Raw genomic sequence first — 20,433 nt, forward strand, 5'->3', positions numbered from 1 at the left:
TGTGGCAAAGTTAATTTTTTCGCTGAATTGTTCAAATATGGCTTCGTTAATTTCCGAAATTATAGATCAGGGTAAAACCAGATCGAATGGTTGTTTGTGGAAATGCCGTTGAAACTGCATATTCTGAGAATGTATGATCATAATAGAACCTCGCCGTTAAGTTTCTGGTAAACGCATAATCTGCCTTGAAATTAATGGACCAGATGTCCTGTCCTGAGATCGTCTGATTGTTGGCAAGATCCAGATACCTTACAATCGTTCGGTTCTTACGGTAACTAACATCGGTTCTGAAATTAAGATCACTGCTAAGCACTCTTCTTCTTCCTCCAAGTGCCGTTGCGATCTTTAGATCTCTCAATCTGTATCCTAGTCCAAGGGTATATTCATTTCCGCTGTATTCTGTAAGCAGGTTATTATCAAAACTGAAAGCGAGCGAGCGATCTTTCTCCATCTTCGCCATGATCTGTATGCTGTTCTTGGTTTCAAAATCGATAAGCGCAAGCGGAGTAAATAATTCTGTCAACACCAGATTTGAGAAAAGAACAGGATTCTTAAAATCACCTGCCTGGTTCAATGCTTCAGGATCTGCAGGATCATAATCCAGGTTTGTCTGGTACTGATTCAATGTATAATCTGCGCGATATCCATGGTTTATGGAAAATCTTCGGAACTTATCCCGGAACCACTCGAAACGCATTAATCCTGTATACTTAAGATTCCAGTTTGGAATAGGCACATTTCTAAAAGCTCCCAATTGCACACTTCCTGCATCTTTTCCAGAATAAGCCGCAATAAATGCTGGCAACAATACTGCCTGATTCGTTTTTCCTATACCTCTTGGATAACCTTCTTCATCCACATCTGTAGGATCCAAACCACGCTCATTGGCGATTCTTCTGGCAACCTCAATTCTGTTCGCCCTGAAATTCTGAAATGCTTCAGAACTGGCTTCATTAGACTGCTGGAAACTTGTCGCGATCAATAATGTTGAAATATTGAAGTTCCCGTAGGTGTAAGGAGTAAGCGATTGATAATCCATACTCACAGGATCTACACGGTAATTTTCAGAATAATTCTCGGCTTCGTTCTTTCTCCCGGTAAGTTCAATGGTAAGATCTGGTATAAAACCAAAACCTGCCTGGTAATCCAGTTGCTCATTTTTCACTGCGGAGAACTGCTGATTGAAATTCTGGAATAAGGTAAGCCATCCTCGTTCTGCCGCCATTTGCCTGATATCCTCCTGAAAGCCAAAAGTAAATCCAGCGGTTGGCCTGAAAGTTCCCATAAAGCCGACACTCTCTGTATAACCCGGAAGAAATATCCCGCGGCTATTACGATAATTGACCTGGAAAGTTTTTAATCCTGTAGCGATCCCGATAAGTGTATTATTTCCTTTATTGGTTTTTGGCTTAGGTTTTTCCTCTACTTCTTCATCTTCTTCGGAAGGTGGACCAAGTGTTGGAATTCCCCTGCTCCGTTCCTGAATACTTTTCCCGGCACTGTTATTCTTCTTCTGAACCAAACCAACATAATTGTAAAGATCCTGAAGATTTAGACTGGCATTTATCTGATGTGTATTGGAATTCTGAACGCTGTTTCCAATCGCCGGAATATCTTCTAATTGCTGAAAACGCTGAGACCCTCGCTGCCACTGGAAGTCTCCGGTATAAGAATAGGTGGCGTTCACAAACTTTAAGACTGGTATCTTTTCAAAAGGCAGGTCATAATTGACCTGAAGTGTCTGGAAATGCTGATTTGGTTCTCCAATATTGAAAAAGTCATCCCATACTCCTATAGAATCATCAGCAAAACCTTCATCATCTATATAATTTCTTATGATCCTGTTATTGCTGGCGTTAAACGCAAAACTCAAAGACCTGGTCAAATTATAATTGATCCCATACTGCCAGTCGAACAGGAAGTTACGTTGATACAGGGTTGGTATTCCTATATCACTATCACTTAAATCCAGAGAACGGAACTTTTGCTGGTTATACTGCCGGAAGATATTAGAACTCGCATTGATGTTTGTTGGCAGGTAATTAATATTAAAATCTCTGAAAATGGCGAAATAATCACTACTGTCCAGAACTGCCAGGTTCTTTAAAGGCTCCAGGCTTTTCTGCGGAAAACTAAATTCATAGGTTCCACCTACTCTAACACTTTGATCGATACTTTCCTCGATCTCAAAATCCCGATGGTCCACCTGATTATAGGAAGTTGCAAAAGCAAAATTCTCGATATCATAAGGCATCGGCGTTCGTTCCCCGGTACGCTCTTTTCTAAGCCCAATTACGTTTATGCTCTGTCTTTTGGTATAGGATTGTGACTGCTTCTCTACGGCATCCCTCTGTGCCGGGTCCTCAATATTATCGAGCCGTGTATCCAATTCCACATCCAGAAATTCCTGATCATATTTTGGTGTGATCAATTCCTCTCCCCTGCTATAATTTACAGGTATTTTCACTCCCCATTTCTGCGGAAGCAACTGCCCCATATTAAGATTCGTAACTACATCATATTGCTGAAGATCTTCCCTGCTTCGCTGATTAGGTCCCTGTCCTAAAGCTCCGAATCCTACCGTGCTTCGTCGTCCTGTGGCTGAAATATTGGCAAAATCTGCAAGATTACTATCCATGCTTACCACTCCGGCCCAGCCACCTTCATTCTTAAGGTCTGAAAGTCGTAATTCATTAAACCATACTTCTCCGCAAAGATCGGTTACCCCGTCTTCCCTGGTTCCATTCTTTACTCCAACCATGAGAAGCCTGATGTTTCCGAAACTTGGATTACCTTTTACTCCAATACGCAGTCTGCCCATATCATAAGGCGCTTCAGCATCTACTTCCTGAAGATCTTCAGTAAAGAAATTCAAGTCGGTTGAATTCAAAGTTGGATCTCCCAGTACTGAAGTTTTTACCTGCTGTAACAAATCCAGTTCCAGGTTCATTCTGTTTACTTCAGGCCAGATCTCTTCCGCAGTAGAAGCGCCAAAAAGTGTTGGTGATAAGGGTATTTCCACCTGGTAGAAGTTATCACTAAAATCTGTTCCCATTCTAACAAATGCAACCAACTGCCCATCCTTAAGCGGTTGGCGGTTAATGACAGATTCAGCATGTAGGAACATTTCAAGATTCTTATACTGTCGCATATCGATCTGGAAATTCTTATAAACCGCCCGGGCATCCTGAGGTTCCAGATCACAAACACTCAAAGAAAGTGATTGTTCGTTTTGACGCAAGCTGGTATTATTTTGATACAGCTGCTCTCTTTCAACACCCGGTGGCAATCGATAAGGAATAGGCTGCCTGTTCTCATTTTCTTCAATATTCACAGCATTTACTTCAAAGGAAGTATTTGGGTTTTCCAATTGCCCTGAATCCTCGAATAAACTCTGGTTATATCTCCTGTAGTCTCCGCGAACAAGATCCATAGTTCCAAATCTAAGAATGGTCTCGTCCTGAAAGTCACTAAGGAACATTCTTATAAAACGAATGGATCTGAAATCTGCGATTCCTCCAATAGCATTGGTAGGTTCAAAAATTGGCACTTTAAACTGTACCCAACGCACCGGCAGATCCTGACCATTTCGAAGTGTGGTCGTTAATTCCTTGACATCGGTGATATACTGGTTGTTATCGATATTCATCCCCCGGAAAAAAGGAATCTTATATTCGAAATAACTATTGATGGTGTTCATCGTATTATCCCGGTTAATATCTTCAGTAGTAGGCAATGTGGTATTCCCGCGATTGGTATCGGAAACATCTGTTGGCGAGTTGCCTTCAGTTCCATTATAATCGAGGTATCGATCTAAAACACTGCCATCCCTATTCAGGAAATACTCGTAATTATCTGCGGAAGGATCGGCGAGGTTTCCAAAATCCGGGAATTTTAAGGCTTCTTCAGCATCAAGCAATCCGTCAAAACCTGCATCCTGCAGCGTCCTTCCGTCCCCTTCAGAATCAAATGCATACACCAGTGAATTATCTGCCGGAGTATTTCCAAATGCAGAGGTGATTACATTCGCTTCTCCTTCACCTTCGGGAAGGCCATTTTCATATTGCTTTCGTCCATCCTTCAGTACATCTTCAGAAATATTACCAAGGTTAAAGTTTATGAGTCCGTCGCTTTTATTAGCATTTTCAGCATAGATATAAGGATCCATCACCCAGAACTGGATATACTCCACATTCGTTTGTTCGAAATTGGTCGTATTGATAGGACGGGTGATTCCGGCGAAATTATTCCCAGGTACAGGCAGCGTATTCCCACCAGCTGCTGCAGGATTATAATTATAAGGCCCACGAACTGAAGGATCATAATTCACATCCATCGTATAAACCACTTGCGGCTGACCCTGAACTACATCTGTATTTGGAAAGATCTCATTTAGCGCAACCCGTCTGGTCGCATAACTAGAAATATCTGAATCGCTGATCCCATCTGGACGGTTATTGCTATAGAAAATAGGATCTATGGTATACCAGCTCATTTTTGCTCTTCTATAACCAACACTTAGGTCTCCGTTCGCAAGTTCACCACCAAACCCAACCGGAACACTGGACAATTCCCATGCTAAAGGATTGTTGATATCAATTGCCGTTTGTGCAGCTTCAAAATCATCTATATACGTAGTAGCCTCCCCATCAAAATCATTAGAATTGGGCGATCCCGGTAGCAAATAAGCAAATTCTCCACGTACAGATACGTTGGACATAACATCTGTATCGATATTTGGAAGTTTATTCACCAGCCTGGTTAAAAATGGAACTTCTGTACTGTAATTCAGGTTTAAACCAAGAATTGTATTGTTAATTGGCTCGTAGCTGTAATTCGCTTTTTGAGTTAATGGGCGTTCTTTAAGATTGATAAAAGTACCCCCAATTAGAAAATTTTCATTGAACTGATGTTCTACGTTGAGCCCGGTAAATCGTTTAGTTTGCTGACCGAATAATGCATTGTTTTCAGTATTTACCTGGATTGGAATATTGGAAGCAAGTAAGCCCTCATCAAGGATCTGCACTCTTCCCAGCTCGTAATTCACCACGTAGTCCACTCCTTCCTGAAGAATTCTCCCTCCCGCGGTTACAGTAACCGATCCCGGCGGCAAATTGAATCCAATTGGAATTCCTTCAACCTCAGCCGACTTATATCTACCCTTTAACTGGAATTTGTTCTTATCTGCCTCTTCCTGCTCTGCCTGTGTTTTTGTAGTACGATACATAGCGCGAAAAACATACTTTTCCTGGTTTGGATTCCAGGTTTCCGGGATATTATAATCTTCACTACCGGCATTTGGATTCTCATCCAGTTTTCGGAAAAGGTGTTCCCCAAATGGTTCTACCGTAGTAAAGATGATATTACCATTTTGAGGATCGATGGTAATTTGCTGTACATAATCAAAAAATCCATCCCCGTCATTGATTGGGTCATTATTGGTATTCAATTCATCCAGCCTGAAAACGCGCAATAATGGAGTTTCATTCACATCTGCAGGCAACGTGGTTCCTTCAACAGGTTTGATATAGTTTAATGGTTGAGGATCTGTGTACAGAATATTCATTCTAAAATCTTCACGTTCCAGCTGGTACGCATTAAGACTATAGATGTTCTTCATCATCAGGTCCCAGATAGGTTCCTGAACATTGGTGATCGTACTTTTAAGCAGCTTAACCACAAGATTCTGACTAGCCCTGGAATTGGTTCCGGTTGTTGGCTCTTCAGTTCCGGGATCGTTTGTAGCATTCACTCCATCATTCGCAAATTCACCAACCTGGAAAACCTCTCCATTGATTGTATACTGAAATGCAACCCCAAGCACCTCATCATTGCTTAAACGTTGATTCAAACTTATATATCCAAGCTGGGTGTTAACGGTATATTCTGAAGGTTTTAGTTGTCGCGCATTTTCCAGTTTTGCATAGTCGGTTCCTTCGGAAACTGTTATTGTCCCAAATCCCTGGTCTACCGTAGCAATATCCCTGATAGCCTGATTCAGTATAGATTCCCCATTGCCATTTATTCCGAAGGGATTAAAATCATTTACAAGGTTGTCTGGAAAAGCTCCTGCTGGTTGATTGAAAAATCCGCCCGGCGGAGTATCCAGTCCAATATTTCCCGGAACATTGGATTCCCCAAGATCCTGGATCGCTACGATATTTCGCGTATCCTGAATATTCTGAATATTGTTGGTTCTATTCGTGACCCAAACCTGAATCCTCTTGATCTGAATATTGGTATTGATAAACGGATAGTTTCTTAGCGCTTCGTCATAAGTATCGCGGAAGTAGTGTGCCAGGAAAAAGTGCCGGTCGGCATCATAATCAAGGGCAAATTTGGCAAATTCCTCTACGGTTGCTCCACCTTCCACATTAACCGTACGTCGCTCCGACTTTTGTTCTGAAAATACTCCGGTGATCCTTGTTTTCCCAAACTGAAGTTCGGTTTTAAAACCAAAAAGACTTTGCGCACCCTGAATAAGTGCATTATTCAAAGGCATATTTACATTACCCACTTCAATTTTCTGTACGATATCATCCTCGTTTGGCGTATACTCCAGTTTCAGCTGATTTTGAAAATCGAAGGTTGACTCGGTATCGTAATTCGCCGTAACCTGAAGACGCTCTCCAATTTGCCCAAGCATGGAAAGACTAATCCGCTGGTCAAAATCAAAAGATAAGTTGCTTCTGTTCCTTGGAGAAAATGCCGGGTTATCCTGTTTGGTATAGAGAAGTCCAAGATCTATTTCTACCGATCCCTGTGGAACGATATTGATTTCAGAGCCACCAAAAATGCTTTCAAATAAATTATTATTGACATAGAAATCTGGCAAAAGATCACGCTGAATATCTTCGGTTCCTTCCTTTCTACCTGAAAGCGCATCATTTTTCAGCTTAAAATAATTACGCATTTCCTCTTCCAGCACGAGGTCTTCATATTCCTGCGGAGTAAGAACTAAAGGCAGACCTATATTGATCTGTCCTACGCGTTCCCTGTAAAAGTAACGGTTGAGGATAGGATCATATTCGTATCTGGATTCTATAGATTGTGGATCTGGGAGCTGAAGCTCACCTAGAGCAAAGCCCGCCTGGATGGTGTCCTGAGGAGTCTCCTGGGAAATGGCGTCTATGGAAAACACCATAAATAACAGGAAAGTCAGGCGTACCGGTAAAGACAATTTCAGGTAATTGTTCTTCAATTTAGTTACAGCTTTTTAAGAGCCATTTTTATAATAGATTCTACGGTGGATTCAGGATCATCCTTCAGAATCTTTTCTACAACCTTGCCAGCCTGGCGTCTATTGTAACCCAAGATCTCTAAAGCAGATAACGCTTCTTCCTTATTTGTATTGTTTGGAGTCATTAAAACTTCATCATCGCCCATCACCTTAAGCACTTTGTCCTTGAGATCAAGAATGACTCTTTGAGCTGTTTTGGCGCCGATACCTTTCACACTCTGGATGGTAGGAACATCACCGGTCGCAATCGCATTGATCACCTCCTTTGGTTGCAAGGAAGAAAGCATTACGCGAGCCGTGCTCGTGCCTACGCCAGAAACGGAAATAAGAAGTTTAAAGATCTCTCTTTCAGATTTTTCAATAAAACCGTACAAGGTGTGTGAATCCTCCTTTACCTGAAGATAAGTATAAAGACTGATCGCTTCAGATTCAGGAATTAGTGAAAATGTATGCAGGGAAATATTTACGGTATATCCTATTCCGTTGCATTCAATAACCACATAGGTGGGATTTTTTTCTATTAACTGACCCTTGAGGTGATGAATCATGAAAGAAAGTTGTGTTGAGGTTCAAATGTAGTAAAATAAAGCAAAGGCGGGAATCATCTTCCCGCCTTTACTTTATGTAAGATATTAAGCTTTTTTCTTAGCCTTCTTTTCTTTCTCCTGTGCATCTATAACCGCTACTGCAGCCATGTTCACCATTTCCTCTACACTTGCACCAAGCTGAAGAATATGAACAGGTTTCCTCATTCCCATCATGATCGGGCCTATAGAGTCTACATTGTTAAGTTCTTTGATAAGCTTATAGGTGCTGTTAGCTGAATCCAGATCTGGATAGATCAGTGTATTCACCTTCTTACCGGCAAGTTTTGAAAACGGGAATTTATTCTGAAGCATCTCGCGATTTAAAGCGAAATCTGCCTGCAGTTCTCCATCAACACTTAGTTCCGGATGAAACCTGTGCAGGTAAGAAACTGCTTCTTTTACCTTGGTCGCTCTTGGATGTTTAGAAGATCCGAAGTTAGCGTAAGACACCATCGCGATCACAGGTTCCATACCAAATAACTGAACCGTACGAGCCGTCATTTGCGCGATCTTGGCAAGATCTTTAGCTGAAGGATCTATATTAATAGAAGTGTCACTAATAAATAATGGACCTCTGGAGGTATTCATCACATTGGTAGCTGCTACTCTGGAAACGCCATCTGCTAACCCAATAAGTTCCAGCATAGGTTTTACCACCGTTGGGTAAGCTCTGGAATAACCTGAAAGTAATGCATCTGCATCTCCTTCATTGACCATCATCGCGGCAAAATAGTTACGTTCTCTTAGTAGTTTTTCGGCATCGTATTTAGTTACGCCACTTCTATGCCTGGTTTCCCAATATTTGTAGGCGTATTTTTTTCTGTTTTCCTCTTCATCATCAGATTTTGGATCTATGATAACCACATCCTCTTCCTGAAAATCGATCTCAGCCATTAATTCCTTGATCACTTCACTTCGTCCAAGCAGGATTGGGAACCCAATTCCTTCATCATTAATGATCTGTGCAGCTTTAAGAACATCAAGATGGTCTGCTTCAGCAAAAACGATTCGTTTAGGGTTTGTTTTAGCGCGGTTTTGTAACAAACGGGTGATCTTGTTCTCATTACCCATACGTTCCAGCAACTCTTCCTCGTAACGTTGCCAGTCATCGATCCCTTCCCGGGCGACCCCACTTTCCATCGCAGCTTTGGCAACTGCAGGCGGAACTTTGGCGATCAATCTCGGGTCGAAAGGCTTCGGAATAATATAATCAGGTCCAAAATTTAACCTCGTTTCACCGTATGCAATATTTACCTGCTCTGGCACTGCTTCTTTAGCTAATTCTGCCAATGCCTTTACTGCAGCTTTTTTCATTTCTTCATTGATCTTCGTAGCTCGTACATCCAGTGCACCACGGAAGATAAACGGGAAACCAAGAACATTGTTCACCTGGTTTGGGTGATCACTTCTACCTGTCGCCATGATGATATCTTTCCTGGTATCCATCGCCAGGTTGTAATCGATCTCTGGATTAGGATTGGCCATTGCAAAAACGATAGGTCTTTTTGCCATGCTCTTAAGCATTGCCGGACTTACGATATTTGCGATAGAAAGACCCACGAAAACATCGGCATCCTTCATGGCTTCACCCAAGGTGTCGATCTTACGGGCAGTAGCGAATTCCGCTTTTTCTTCAGAAAGATTTGTTCTGTCTTTTCTAATGACACCTTTACTATCAAGCATCACGATATTTTCAGCTTTAGCACCAAAAGCTTTGTAAAGCTTGGTACAGGAAACAGCAGCAGCTCCTGCACCACTGATGACGATCTTTACTTTGCTGATCTTTTTCTTAGCCAGTTCCAAGGCATTCAGCAATGCTGCTGCTGAAATGATCGCAGTTCCATGCTGATCATCATGCATCACCGGAATATCCAGTTCTGCTTTTAAGCGTTGTTCAATTTCAAATGCTTCAGGAGCTTTGATATCTTCCAGGTTGATTCCGCCGAAAGTTGGCGCAATATTCTTAACCGTTTCTATGAACTTATCTACGTCTTTAGTGTCTACTTCAATATCGAAAACATCAATATCTGCAAAGATCTTAAAGAGAAGACCTTTTCCTTCCATCACCGGCTTGGATGCTTCGGGACCAATATCGCCAAGACCCAGAACGGCAGTACCATTGGAAATAACTGCTACCAGGTTTCCTTTGGTGGTATACTTGTAAACATTCTCCCTATCCTTTTCAATCTCTAGACATGGTTCAGCTACACCTGGAGAATAAGCCAGAGACAGGTCTCTTTGGGTGGCATATTTCTTAGTTGGTACAACTTCAATTTTCCCGGGCTTAGGTTTAGCGTGGTAAACCAATGCCTCTCTTCTTTTTCTGGAAGTGTTACTCATAATTTTAAGTTTTCGGCTAATTAGCAAAGTTAATAAGGCTGCTGTCCTTAGAGAAATAAAAAGAACAAAAGCTTCAAACGTATCTCTAAGATAATTTATACTTTGGAGGCCTAAATTATTTTCATGATCAAAAGTCTGTTTTTAGCACTTTTCCTTGTGCCTGTGCATATATATATATGCACAAACTCTATCCATAAACGAGGTAGACAGTCCACCACTAATAAAGGGATACTGCGAAGAAGACCCTTCCGAAGAATGTTTTACCATTTCTATAAGTCAGTTTATGAATAGCAATGCGAAAATTGCTGATATCATCAAATCGAAAGAATCCGGAAAGGCGTATATCCAGTTTACTGTAAGTGAAAAAGGAGAAGTCATTAATGTACGATCACGATCTAAATTCCCCACGATCGCCCGAGTAGCGGAAGACGCTATAAAGGAATTGAAGATCGCTGAGCCGGCAATGTTAAACGAACAACCCGTAGCGATCACTTATACCCTGCCGTTTAAATTCAGAAGCCTCGAATTAGGGAATAATAGCGCCAGGATTTCAGGCGACGGAGATTTTGCAAACATAACCGATGTGAATGAAGTAGCAACTCCTCCTGAGTTTCGAGGCTACGAGACAGGAATTAGAAATATAGTTGACCGTTATAAATATGACCTTAGAATGAAGCTAAGGCAAATGAGTTATGATGACAAACAAATTGATCTACTGAAGATTTCATTGATCATTGAAGAGAATGGGGAAATCTCCAGAAAACTGGTAATTCATCCCAAGCGAAAACTTCAGAATATTGTAAAGACTGAAGTAGATAGGATCGTGATCGAGCAAGCAGCTAAAAACAAGAATGGAGAAAATGAAAAAGTGCTAATTTCTTATGACTTCTCAAACTAGTCAGGCTTTAGAAATTCAATATTTCGCTTAAGACCTTCAAATTTTGTTCGTTTCACGGCAGATTTTCTGAAGATCTCGTTGAAAGTTTCCCTGGTGACCTCTTCCCAGTCTTTTCTTGAGTTCTCCAGAAGTTCAGGATGCGGATTGAATAGTGGTTCCTGGTGAGGTTTGGAAAATCTATTCCACGGGCAAACGTCCTGACAAACATCGCAGCCAAACATCCAGTCATCAAACTGATTCTTCATACTCTGCGGTAGCTCATCTTTCAGTTCAATGGTGAAATAAGAAATACACTTACTGCCATCTACCTTGTAAGGTTCTACGATCGCTTCCGTAGGACAGGCATCGATACAGGCGGTACAGCTTCCGCAGTGATCGGTTACCGGAGTATCGTATTCCAGGTCCAGATCCACGATTAATTCAGCGATAAAATAGAAAGAACCTGTTTGTTTAGATAACAAATTGGAATGTTTACCAATCCAACCGAGTCCGCTTTTTGCAGCCCAGGCTTTGTCCAGAACCGGACCTGAATCTACAAATGCACGACCGTGAAAATCCCCAATTTGGGCCTTTAGCGTAACGAGCATTTCCTTCAATTTATCCTTGATCACAAAATGATAATCCCTACCGTAAGCATATTTACTGATCTTGTAGGACTCGCTGTTTTGTATTTCTGAAGGATAATAGTTCAGCAGTAGAGAAATAACGCTTTTTGAACCCGGAACTAGCAAGGTAGGATCCAGACGCTTATCGAAATAATTCTCCATATAGCGCATTTCCCCATGCATATTATTCTGAAGCCAGCTTTCCAGTCTTGGCGCTTCCTCTTCCAGAAATTCAGCTTTTGAAATTCCGCATGACAAAAAGCCGAGGCGTTTTGCTTCGGCTTTAATAAGTTGTGAATATTTTGCTGCTGAAGGATTCAAAGACTGAATTTAGAGCAGCTAATGTAAAAATTAAATAGCTGAGATCATTGGAGTGTGGGATTAAATGGCGCAAAAACTCCATCGGGATTTTCCAGTCCCACCCAGGCGTGTAGCGTCCATCCTCCAGCGACGCAGTTGAGATGCCAGTGATCATCTTCACCGATAAAAGGTCCTTCGGGTATTGTATAATCTTCAGTTTGATCGCAGTTTTTAACCGGGATCAAATACTCGGCAGCTACAAAATGCATTTTCCCGTTTTCATCTGGATGATATACGAGGATTTCAGGTTTTAGCAAATCGAATTTCATATCCACATATTCTTCTTTGGCATAATGATAGCCCATACCAGGTACAAGCGGACTCACCTGCTCATAACCCTGATCCACAGCTACATTAAAATTATGAAATCTACGCATTGCCTTAGTAAGCATTACCAGCTGATCATCCAGAGTCTCAGCCTTCTCAACCTTGAAATCATAATTCTGTAAGTTCTCATCATCAAATGGATCTGAACTACAGGAACTAATTAGCGCTATTAATAGAACTGGCAAAACCAGAATTAGTCTTCTAAATAAATTCGTTTTCATCTGTATATATTTTTGTTGGTTCCTATTCCATTTGAATGATCATATCATAATCGGCCGCAGTTTTTAATACCTCCTGAATAATTTCTGGAGCAACCGATTTTTCCATAGCATTTTCCTCGCTGGCGAGTATCCCGTATTTATGAAAGAATTCTCCGAATCTTTTAGGACTGTGAATATTTACCCATTTACAGTTTCCACTATTGGAGTTTACGAAAGTATGCAGCGTTTTTGGGGGAATATCTATCGATTCCCCCGCTTTCACATTTCTCTGCTCGCCATTGATGATGAAATCCATCTCGCCTGCTACGATATAAAAAGACTCATGCAAATTTTCATGATAATGTGGTGGTGGACCAGGTACCTGACTAAGGGATTCGCCAATACTAAGATCGTAGTCACCGGAAAGATTCTGCACTGAAACTTTGTGACCTAACACCCACGATTCTAATTCTTTACACATCTTATGAGATTTTAGTCTCGTAAATATAGAACGGAATTTTGTAGTATCAAAGTTTTATAAGATATTTGTCTCATGAGTAAACAATACATCCAGAAAGGTAGGAAGACCCAGAAGCTGAAAACCCGGGACAAAATCCTTAGAAGCACACAAAAGTTACTGGAAAAGAATAAATATATAAGCCTCGAAGATGTGGCCAAAGAAGCAGACATTTCCAGGGCAACGATCTATCGCTATTATTCAAGTATCGATGTACTTGCAGCAGAAGCAGTACTGGATCTGAATACTAAAAGCTCTGAAGATCTGTATGATGAAGTTGCTGGGAAAGACCTGGAAGAAGCTATTTTATCCATGCAGGATTATTATAACCAGTTAACCATAGATAACGAATCTGGTTTTAGAAAATATATGAGTGTAGTCCTGAACAATGATCATAGCGATAAAATGCGTGGGGCTCGCCGCAAAAAATCCTTGATGATGTTGCTGGACAGCAAGGCGCAACATATGAGTGTTGAAGAAAAAGAAAACTTAGCCAATATAGCTACAGTGCTTATGGGCGTTGAAGCCTTTGTAGTTACCAAAGATGTATGCGGTTTAAATAATGAAGAGTCTAAAAAACTATTGAACTGGGGAATGGAAAGATTACTGGAATCAATATTAAAGTAAATCTATCTCCTTGAAAACTTCAGAATAGCATTGTTAGGCTTAAGAGTTATCAATGGTTTTATTTCGATCTCATTATTCACCGGCTGCAGTTTATAATCGTTCATCAATTCTGCAACCGCAATGATCATCTCGAACATCGCGAAGTTATTTCCTATACATTTACGTGGTCCCGCACCAAATGGGAAATATTGTGAGGAATATTGTCTTCCGCCATCAGCGAACCTTTCTGGCTTGAATGTGTCTGGCTCCTCCCAAAGATCTGGATGTCTGTGAACTTCATGCAATGAAAACAGCAAATTGGAACCTTGTTCAAAGTATTTGCCTTCAAATTCAAATTCTTCAATATTTACCCGATCGATGAAATAAGCTGGAGGATACATACGCATTGACTCCTCCAGAACCATTTGAGTGAATGGTGCTTTGGTCACCAGATGCATAAGATCATCGCTTTCATTCTTCAAAACTGAGACCTCTTTGTATATCTTTTCCTGCCATTCAGGATTGAATGCTAGTAACTGAGCTGTAAAAGTTAACGAATTCGAGGTAGTTTCATGCCCCGCAGTAAACAGGATCAGGATCTCATCAATAAGTTGTTCTTCATCCATGAAATTCCCGTCATCATATTTCGCATCCAGCAGCATATCCAGAAGATCGTCATAACGGTTTCCTGAAGCCTGTCGTTCGTGAACTATGGTTCGTAAAATACTCCTTGCCTCCTCTGTTAGCTGAAGATAACTATCAATTTTTCCACTCAAACTAAACCACCATCCAAGATAGGGTTGCCTCAATTCTTTTACCAGCATTTGCTGCGTGGCTTCAGTAATATATTGGAGTCGGTTGATCTCCGTTTGATTTGCAGCACTACTAAAAAGTGATTTTACAACCGTCTGAAAAGCAAGATCGTTCATAATTGGAAAAATATCGATCTCTTTCCCGGTCTCGATTTTTTCATATTCGGCACAGATTGCTTCCTTGATGGAATCAAGTAAATTGGCAAGTTGCTTTTTATGGAATGCCGGCTGGATCAACTTTCGTTGTTTCTTCCAGTGCTCTCCTTCTGAGGTGAGCAGACCTTTACCAACATATTTCACCAGGTCTTTGGTCTGTATTTCAGATTTCACAAAGTTCTTCTGGTTCTTCTGAAGTACATATTCTACGAGAGCCGCGTCCCTACTGAAAATGACCGATTTACTAAAACCGATCTTCAATCGAAAAGTATCTCCCTTTTCCTCAAAGTTCTTCTTATGAAACGGTAACGGATTCTTTAAAATATTGGCTGAATGCTTTAAAAATTTAGCCAGTGAAACTTCGGGAATACTTTTCTCTTTCTCCATCATGATACTTTTTTAAAACAATCCATTCTGTCCGGGAGCCTTGGTTCTCCCAAGATGACGGTAGGCATGCTCGGTTACTTCTCTTCCGCGAGGTGTCCGGTAAATAAATCCCTGCTGAATCAAAAATGGCTCGTAAACCTCTTCAATAGTTTCAGCACTTTCACTTACAGCTGTCGCCAGGGTAGTAATACCTACAGGACCACCTTTGAACTTGTCGATGATGGTTTCCAGGATCTTGTTGTCCATTTCATCCAGTCCATGCGCGTCCACATTCAACGCTTTTAAGCTATACCTCGCGATCTCAATATCGATCTTTCCGTTACCTTTTATCTGTGCAAAATCCCGAACCCTTCTTAGCAAGGCATTTGCGATACGCGGAGTTCCACGACTTCTGCCAGCAATTTCGATAGCAGCTTCCTGTGATATTGGAACTTTTAGGATCTCAGAACTCCTTTCTACGATGCCTGAAAGCAGTTCAGTAGAATAATACTGTAGTCTGCTGGAAATACCAAATCGTGCACGCATGGGCGCTGTAAGCAATCCTGAGCGTGTTGTAGCTCCAATTAAAGTGAATGGATTTAAATTGATTTGTACAGTTCTTGCGTTAGGACCGGTTTCGAGCATTATGTCAATTCGATAATCCTCCATGGCAGAATACAGGTATTCTTCTACTATGGGACTCAATCGATGAATTTCATCAATAAACAGAATATCACGCTCATCAAGATTTGTAAGCAAACCAGCGAGGTCTCCGGGTTTATCAAGAACAGGACCCGAAGTAATCTTTATTCCAACATTGAGTTCATTTGCAAGTATATGCGCCAGGGTGGTTTTTCCCAGACCTGGAGGTCCATGAAACAAGGTATGATCCAGCGCATCTCCACGCATGTTAGCTGCCTGCACAAAGATCTGCAGATTCTCCAGCACCTGTTCCTGTCCCGCAAAGTCATCAAAACTTAGGGGCCTTAAAGCTCTTTCTATGTCAAATTCTTCAGGAGAAAGATTCTCTCCACTGGCATCCAGGTTCTCGTTCATCATTTATTTGCTTTTCGCAATGTATTCTTTAGTTTGCTTGATCCAATCTTCAGAATTGTCCAGACTAATCTCAGGCTGCACTCCTACAGACTCATATTCCAGATATTTTTTATCGCCTTTAAAAGTAAAGAATCCTTTGAAGTTATAGCAGGGAAAATCATAAGTTTTACCAAGTTCATACGCGATAGTTCCGCTAGTTTTACTTCCAAGTAAGGTTACATTTTTAAACTTCTGAAGTCTTAGAGCGAACTGCTCTGCATTACTCACAGTGTTCCCATTTATCAGTACATATAATCTTGCATTCTTATAGTTTTTCCGTAGATATTTATAGAGAATATCAGAATTTCTATCACCACCTCCACCATTGTCGCGAAGATCCAGGATCAGGTCTTTAGTAACAGGTTTCTCTTCCAGACTTTTATAGAAGTTTTCTGCATTCTTCAAAACGGGATTGTAACCGGAAAAACTTCCAATTCTCATATAAGTAATATCACCTGATTTTGAATATTGATAAGTTTCTGTATCTTCTATACTGGAAAGATCTGGACTGGCGTTGGACTTTGAAAGCTGTAGTTTTGAAATATGACCATTCTTGATCTCCAGGGGGAAATTCACAAGTTGCTTGTCGTGAAACTGACCTATTGCAGCTAGATAGCGACCATTCCCGTATTTCAAGAATCGACCTATAATTTCCCCTTTCTGCCATACCTCTTCTCCACCGCTAAGGTTGACCAAAGTTAGATTTTCTTCAGATTTATATACTCCTATGCTAAAACCATCACGGGAATAGATACCCTCAACATCTTCTAGTGGTTTTAGCTCAAGTTTCGTTTTTAAACTATCCAGATCACCTTCAAATTCTGGAAATTCCTGGTAGGTCGTATCAGATTGATTTACATCAAAACCAACTTCAGAATACATCATATTATGCCGATCATTCAGAGTAACAAGTATTTTACTCATCTGTTGAAAACAATCATATTCTGGGTAGTTCCCTGAATACGAATAATTATTGGCAGCACTTAATGCTTTATTGTATGCAGATAGATCTGATGTATTCCTGGTGACAGGTAAATTCTGGACGGTTTTATTGAAAACTTCAACATTCCGGCTGCAGTCACAATAACTCTGGGAAGAAAGGCTAAAGCTAATTATCAAAAGCAAGCAAGAGAATAAATATTTCATTTCAACTGATTTCCAAAAAGATATTACAATTTGAGAAGTCGGTAAAACATATAGAATAAAAAAAGCCTTTTCCGTAGTGGAAAAGGCTTTCTATATAGACTTAATGTTTTCTAGTGATTTAATTCTTCCTCACCTTCCTGAAGTGGCACAGTTTGCGGCACGAAATCCTGTCCAGCAATTACATACTCACCGTCTTCTCCAGTTTTAGAGTAATCATAAGGCCATCTGTAAACTGATGGTATTGGTCCAGGCCAGTTTCCATGCACATGTTTTACAGGAGTAGTCCATTCCAGTGTATTTGATCTCCAAGGGTTTTGAACAGCCTTCTTTCCGTAGAACATAGAAGAGAAGAAGTTATAAATAAACACCAACTGAACTAACGCAGTAATGATAGCAGCTACCGTAATGATAACATTTACATCGGCATAATCGTCAAAATATGGGAAACTTGTGTTCGTATAATAACGTCTTGGAAGACCAGCGATCCCGATAAAGTGCATTGGGAAAAAGACTCCGTAAGCACCTACAGCTGTTACCCAGAAGTGGATATAACCAAGATTCTTATTCATCATTCTACCAAACATCTTAGGGAACCAGTGGTAAACTCCTGCAAATAGTCCGTACAATGCAGAGATACCCATCACCAGGTGGAAGTGAGCAACCACGAAGTACGTATCATGCACGTTAATATCCAGTGTAGAATCCCCTAGGATAATACCTGTTAGACCTCCCGTGATGAAGGTTGATACAAGACCTATCGAGAATAACATTCCCGGGTTCATTTGTAAGTTACCTTTCCACAACGTTGTGATATAGTTAAAAGCTTTTACAGCTGATGGTATCGCAATTAGTAATGTGGTAAAGGTAAATACCGATCCAAGGAACGGGTTCATACCAGATACGAACATATGGTGACCCCAAACGATCGTAGATAAGAATGCGATAGCCAAAATAGATGCTACCATCGCACGATATCCAAAGATTGGCTTACGTGAGTTTGTAGCGATAATTTCTGAAGTGATCCCTAGTGCTGGAAGTAATACGATATAAACTTCAGGGTGACCAAGGAACCAGAATAAGTGTTCGAAAAGTACCGGAGAACCTCCCTGGTGACTTAATACTTCTCCTTTAATAAAGATATCACTTAAGAAGAAGGATGTTCCAAAACTTCTATCCATGATTAATAGTAATGCAGCTGAAAGTAATACCGGGAACGATACAACTCCAATAATAGCTGTTACAAAGAACGCCCAGATAGTAAGAGGAAGTCTGGTCATAGACATCCCTGCAGTTCTAAGGTTCAATACCGTAACAATATAATTCAAGGATCCTAGTAATGAAGATGCAATGAAGATCGCCATAGAAACCAACCATAATGTCATCCCTGTACCAGAACCGCTAATTGCCTGTGGTAATGCAGATAATGGAGGATAAATCGTCCAACCTGCCATCGCTGGTCCTGACTCCACGAACAATGAACATAGCATGATCACTGATGAAAGGAAGAACAACCAGTAGGAAACCATGTTAAGGAATCCTGAGGCCATATCCCGCGCACCAATTTGCAACGGAATTAATAAGTTCGAGAACGTACCAGAAAGTCCGGCAGTTAATACAAAGAATACCATGATAGTACCGTGAATAGTAACAAGTGCCAGGTAAATACTTGGTGACATTACTCCTTCCGGTGCCCAACGTTCTCCTAATAGTGCTTCAAAAACCCAGAAAGACTCCTCTGGCCATGCAAGCTGAATACGGAAAAGGATGGACATCCCAATACCTACTATTCCCATTAGAAGACCTGTAATAAGATATTGCTTCGCAATCATCTTATGATCGGTACTGAAAATATACTTTGTTATAAAAGTTTCCTTATGATGATGTCCGTGATCATCGTGGTGATCGTGTGCCGGTGCTGTTGCAGTTGCTGACATATCTCTAATTTCTTTATCTTAAAATTGTACGTTCGTTATCTATTCTATTGAAGCTACTGCATTCTCACCTTCCGGTGCATTTTCAGTCTCCATCTCCCCTTCAGAATCTTCTTGCATTGACTCTGGCGTGCCATCTCCAGCAGTATCTTCTGGTCTATCTACATTCTGACTACTTTCTTCCATAGTACTTCCAAATGTAGGCTGCTCTGACATCCATGCATTGAAATCTTCTTCAGATTCCACTACGATCTTCATTTGCATGTTGTAGTGTGCCTGTCCACAGATCTTATTACATAATAAGAAATACTCAAATTCATACTCATCAAGGGTAGCTTCACCCTGTGCTCTTAGTACTTCGTTACGCTCATTTCTTACCTCATTTACGCTCTTCACCTTATCTCGCATGTACTCACTTTCTCTCATTTCTTCGGAAGTGATCGTTGGAGTAAAACCGAATTGAGTGATCATTCCAGGAACTACGTTCATTTGTGCACGGAAGAATGGGAAATAAGCTGAATGCAATACATCCTGAGATCTGAATTTGAAAAGTACTGGTCTGTCTACCGGTAAATGCAATTCAGTAGTGATAACATCATCTTTTCCATAAGAATCAGATTCATCTACACCTAACTGGTTCACACCTTCGATAAAACGAACATTAGCTTTTCCTAAGGTATTATCTTCTCCAGAGTATCTTGCTCTCCAGTCAAACTGGTAAGCGTAAACCTCGATCACTAAAGGATCTTCGTCCTCATTGATATTCATGATATCACTCCAGGTAAATAATCCGTAGATAATAAGACCAGCAAGAGTAATTACAGGAATGATCGTCCAGATAAATTCCAGCTTATCATTATCTGCATAAAACAATGCTTTTTGAGTTTTCTTCCCTTTGTATTTAAACGCGAAATAGTGAAGTAGACCCTGAGTAATGATCTGTACGAACATGATAAGTCCGATAGATACAAACATTAAGGTGTCATATTCTGAACCATGTTCAGAAGCAGCTTCCGGAAGGTAGAATTTACTGTATTCCCAGAAACAGAATATGGTAATAACGTAAAGGAAAATTACAAATGCTAGCATCAGGATCCCGTGAGTACGGTTATCCTTATCGTTTGCAACCTGTGAAGTATCCTCATCTGATCCCTTCGATAACTGAAAGATCTTAGAGATCTGCCAACCTGTTACGGCCAGAAGTGCGAGTACTATGATTACTAAAAATACGGTCATTTTATAAGTTC

General features: G+C 40.7%; 13 protein-coding genes. 2 read left to right on the forward strand and 11 right to left on the reverse strand.

Annotation, left to right across the window (positions count from 1 at the left end; genetic code table 11):
- Positions 1 to 46: 46 nt before the first annotated feature.
- The 3 genes from sprA to JM79_RS14085 all read right to left on the reverse strand — a co-directional run bounded on the left by sprA (position 47) and on the right by JM79_RS14085 (position 10,167).
- Positions 47 to 7,144, reverse strand: coding sequence for a cell surface protein SprA (gene sprA, locus JM79_RS14075; protein ID WP_141879250.1), 7,098 nt, complete (start codon positions 7,142 to 7,144; stop codon positions 47 to 49).
- A 62-nt stretch (positions 7,145 to 7,206) separates the two neighbouring features.
- Positions 7,207 to 7,788, reverse strand: a complete 582-nt coding sequence (gene ruvA / locus JM79_RS14080) for a Holliday junction branch migration protein RuvA (protein WP_141878761.1) — start codon at positions 7,786 to 7,788, stop codon at positions 7,207 to 7,209.
- 84 nt (positions 7,789 to 7,872) lie between these two features.
- Positions 7,873 to 10,167 carry an NADP-dependent malic enzyme gene (locus tag JM79_RS14085; protein ID WP_141878762.1) on the reverse strand — a complete coding sequence of 765 codons (2,295 nt, stop codon included), beginning with the start codon at positions 10,165 to 10,167 and terminating at the stop codon, positions 7,873 to 7,875.
- Between the two features lie 283 nt (positions 10,168 to 10,450).
- Between JM79_RS14085 and JM79_RS14090 the strand changes: the two genes are divergently transcribed.
- Positions 10,451 to 11,065 (forward strand): energy transducer TonB, encoded by a 615-nt coding sequence (locus tag JM79_RS14090; protein ID WP_141878763.1) that lies wholly within the window; start codon positions 10,451 to 10,453, stop codon positions 11,063 to 11,065.
- Here the strand turns inward: JM79_RS14090 and queG are convergent.
- Genes queG through JM79_RS14105 form a run of 3 tightly spaced genes read right to left on the reverse strand, consistent with a single transcriptional unit; the run spans position 11,062 to position 13,038 of the window.
- Positions 11,062 to 11,991 carry a tRNA epoxyqueuosine(34) reductase QueG gene (gene queG, locus JM79_RS14095; RefSeq protein ID WP_141878764.1) on the reverse strand — a complete coding sequence of 310 codons (930 nt, stop codon included), beginning with the start codon at positions 11,989 to 11,991 and terminating at the stop codon, positions 11,062 to 11,064. The genes JM79_RS14090 and queG overlap by 4 nt on opposite strands.
- A gap of 44 nt (positions 11,992 to 12,035) precedes the next feature.
- On the reverse strand, positions 12,036 to 12,578 hold the full coding sequence (locus JM79_RS14100) for a hypothetical protein (protein WP_141878765.1): 543 nt from the start codon (positions 12,576 to 12,578) through the stop codon (positions 12,036 to 12,038).
- 22 nt (positions 12,579 to 12,600) lie between these two features.
- Entirely contained in the window at positions 12,601 to 13,038 is a 438-nt protein-coding gene (locus JM79_RS14105) for a cupin domain-containing protein (protein ID WP_141878766.1), read from the reverse strand.
- Between the two features lie 72 nt (positions 13,039 to 13,110).
- On the opposite strand from JM79_RS14105, the gene JM79_RS14110 reads away from it, so the two are divergent.
- Positions 13,111 to 13,701 carry a TetR/AcrR family transcriptional regulator gene (locus JM79_RS14110; protein WP_141878767.1) on the forward strand — a complete coding sequence of 197 codons (591 nt, stop codon included), beginning with the start codon at positions 13,111 to 13,113 and terminating at the stop codon, positions 13,699 to 13,701.
- A 2-nt stretch (positions 13,702 to 13,703) separates the two neighbouring features.
- Here JM79_RS14110 and JM79_RS14115 read toward each other — a convergent pair whose 3' ends face one another.
- The 5 genes from JM79_RS14115 to JM79_RS14135 form a co-directional block, all read right to left on the reverse strand.
- Positions 13,704 to 15,035, reverse strand: coding sequence for a cytochrome P450 (locus tag JM79_RS14115; RefSeq protein ID WP_141878768.1), 1,332 nt, complete (start codon positions 15,033 to 15,035; stop codon positions 13,704 to 13,706).
- 12 nt (positions 15,036 to 15,047) lie between these two features.
- Positions 15,048 to 16,070, reverse strand: a complete 1,023-nt coding sequence (gene ruvB, locus JM79_RS14120) for a Holliday junction branch migration DNA helicase RuvB (RefSeq protein ID WP_141879251.1) — start codon at positions 16,068 to 16,070, stop codon at positions 15,048 to 15,050.
- A 3-nt stretch (positions 16,071 to 16,073) separates the two neighbouring features.
- Positions 16,074 to 17,255, reverse strand: a complete 1,182-nt coding sequence (locus JM79_RS14125; RefSeq protein WP_141878769.1) for a S41 family peptidase — start codon at positions 17,253 to 17,255, stop codon at positions 16,074 to 16,076.
- 110 nt (positions 17,256 to 17,365) lie between these two features.
- Entirely contained in the window at positions 17,366 to 19,189 is a 1,824-nt protein-coding gene (locus JM79_RS14130; RefSeq protein ID WP_141878770.1) for a cbb3-type cytochrome c oxidase subunit I, read from the reverse strand.
- Positions 19,190 to 19,228: 39 nt separating this feature from the next.
- Positions 19,229 to 20,422: a cytochrome c oxidase subunit II gene (locus tag JM79_RS14135; RefSeq protein ID WP_141878771.1), complete on the reverse strand. Its 1,194-nt coding sequence runs from the start codon at positions 20,420 to 20,422 to the stop codon at positions 19,229 to 19,231.
- Between the last annotated feature and the right edge of the window lie 11 nt (positions 20,423 to 20,433).

This window comes from Gramella sp. Hel_I_59, assembly GCF_006714895.1.
Classification (GTDB): Bacteria; Bacteroidota; Bacteroidia; order Flavobacteriales; family Flavobacteriaceae; genus Christiangramia.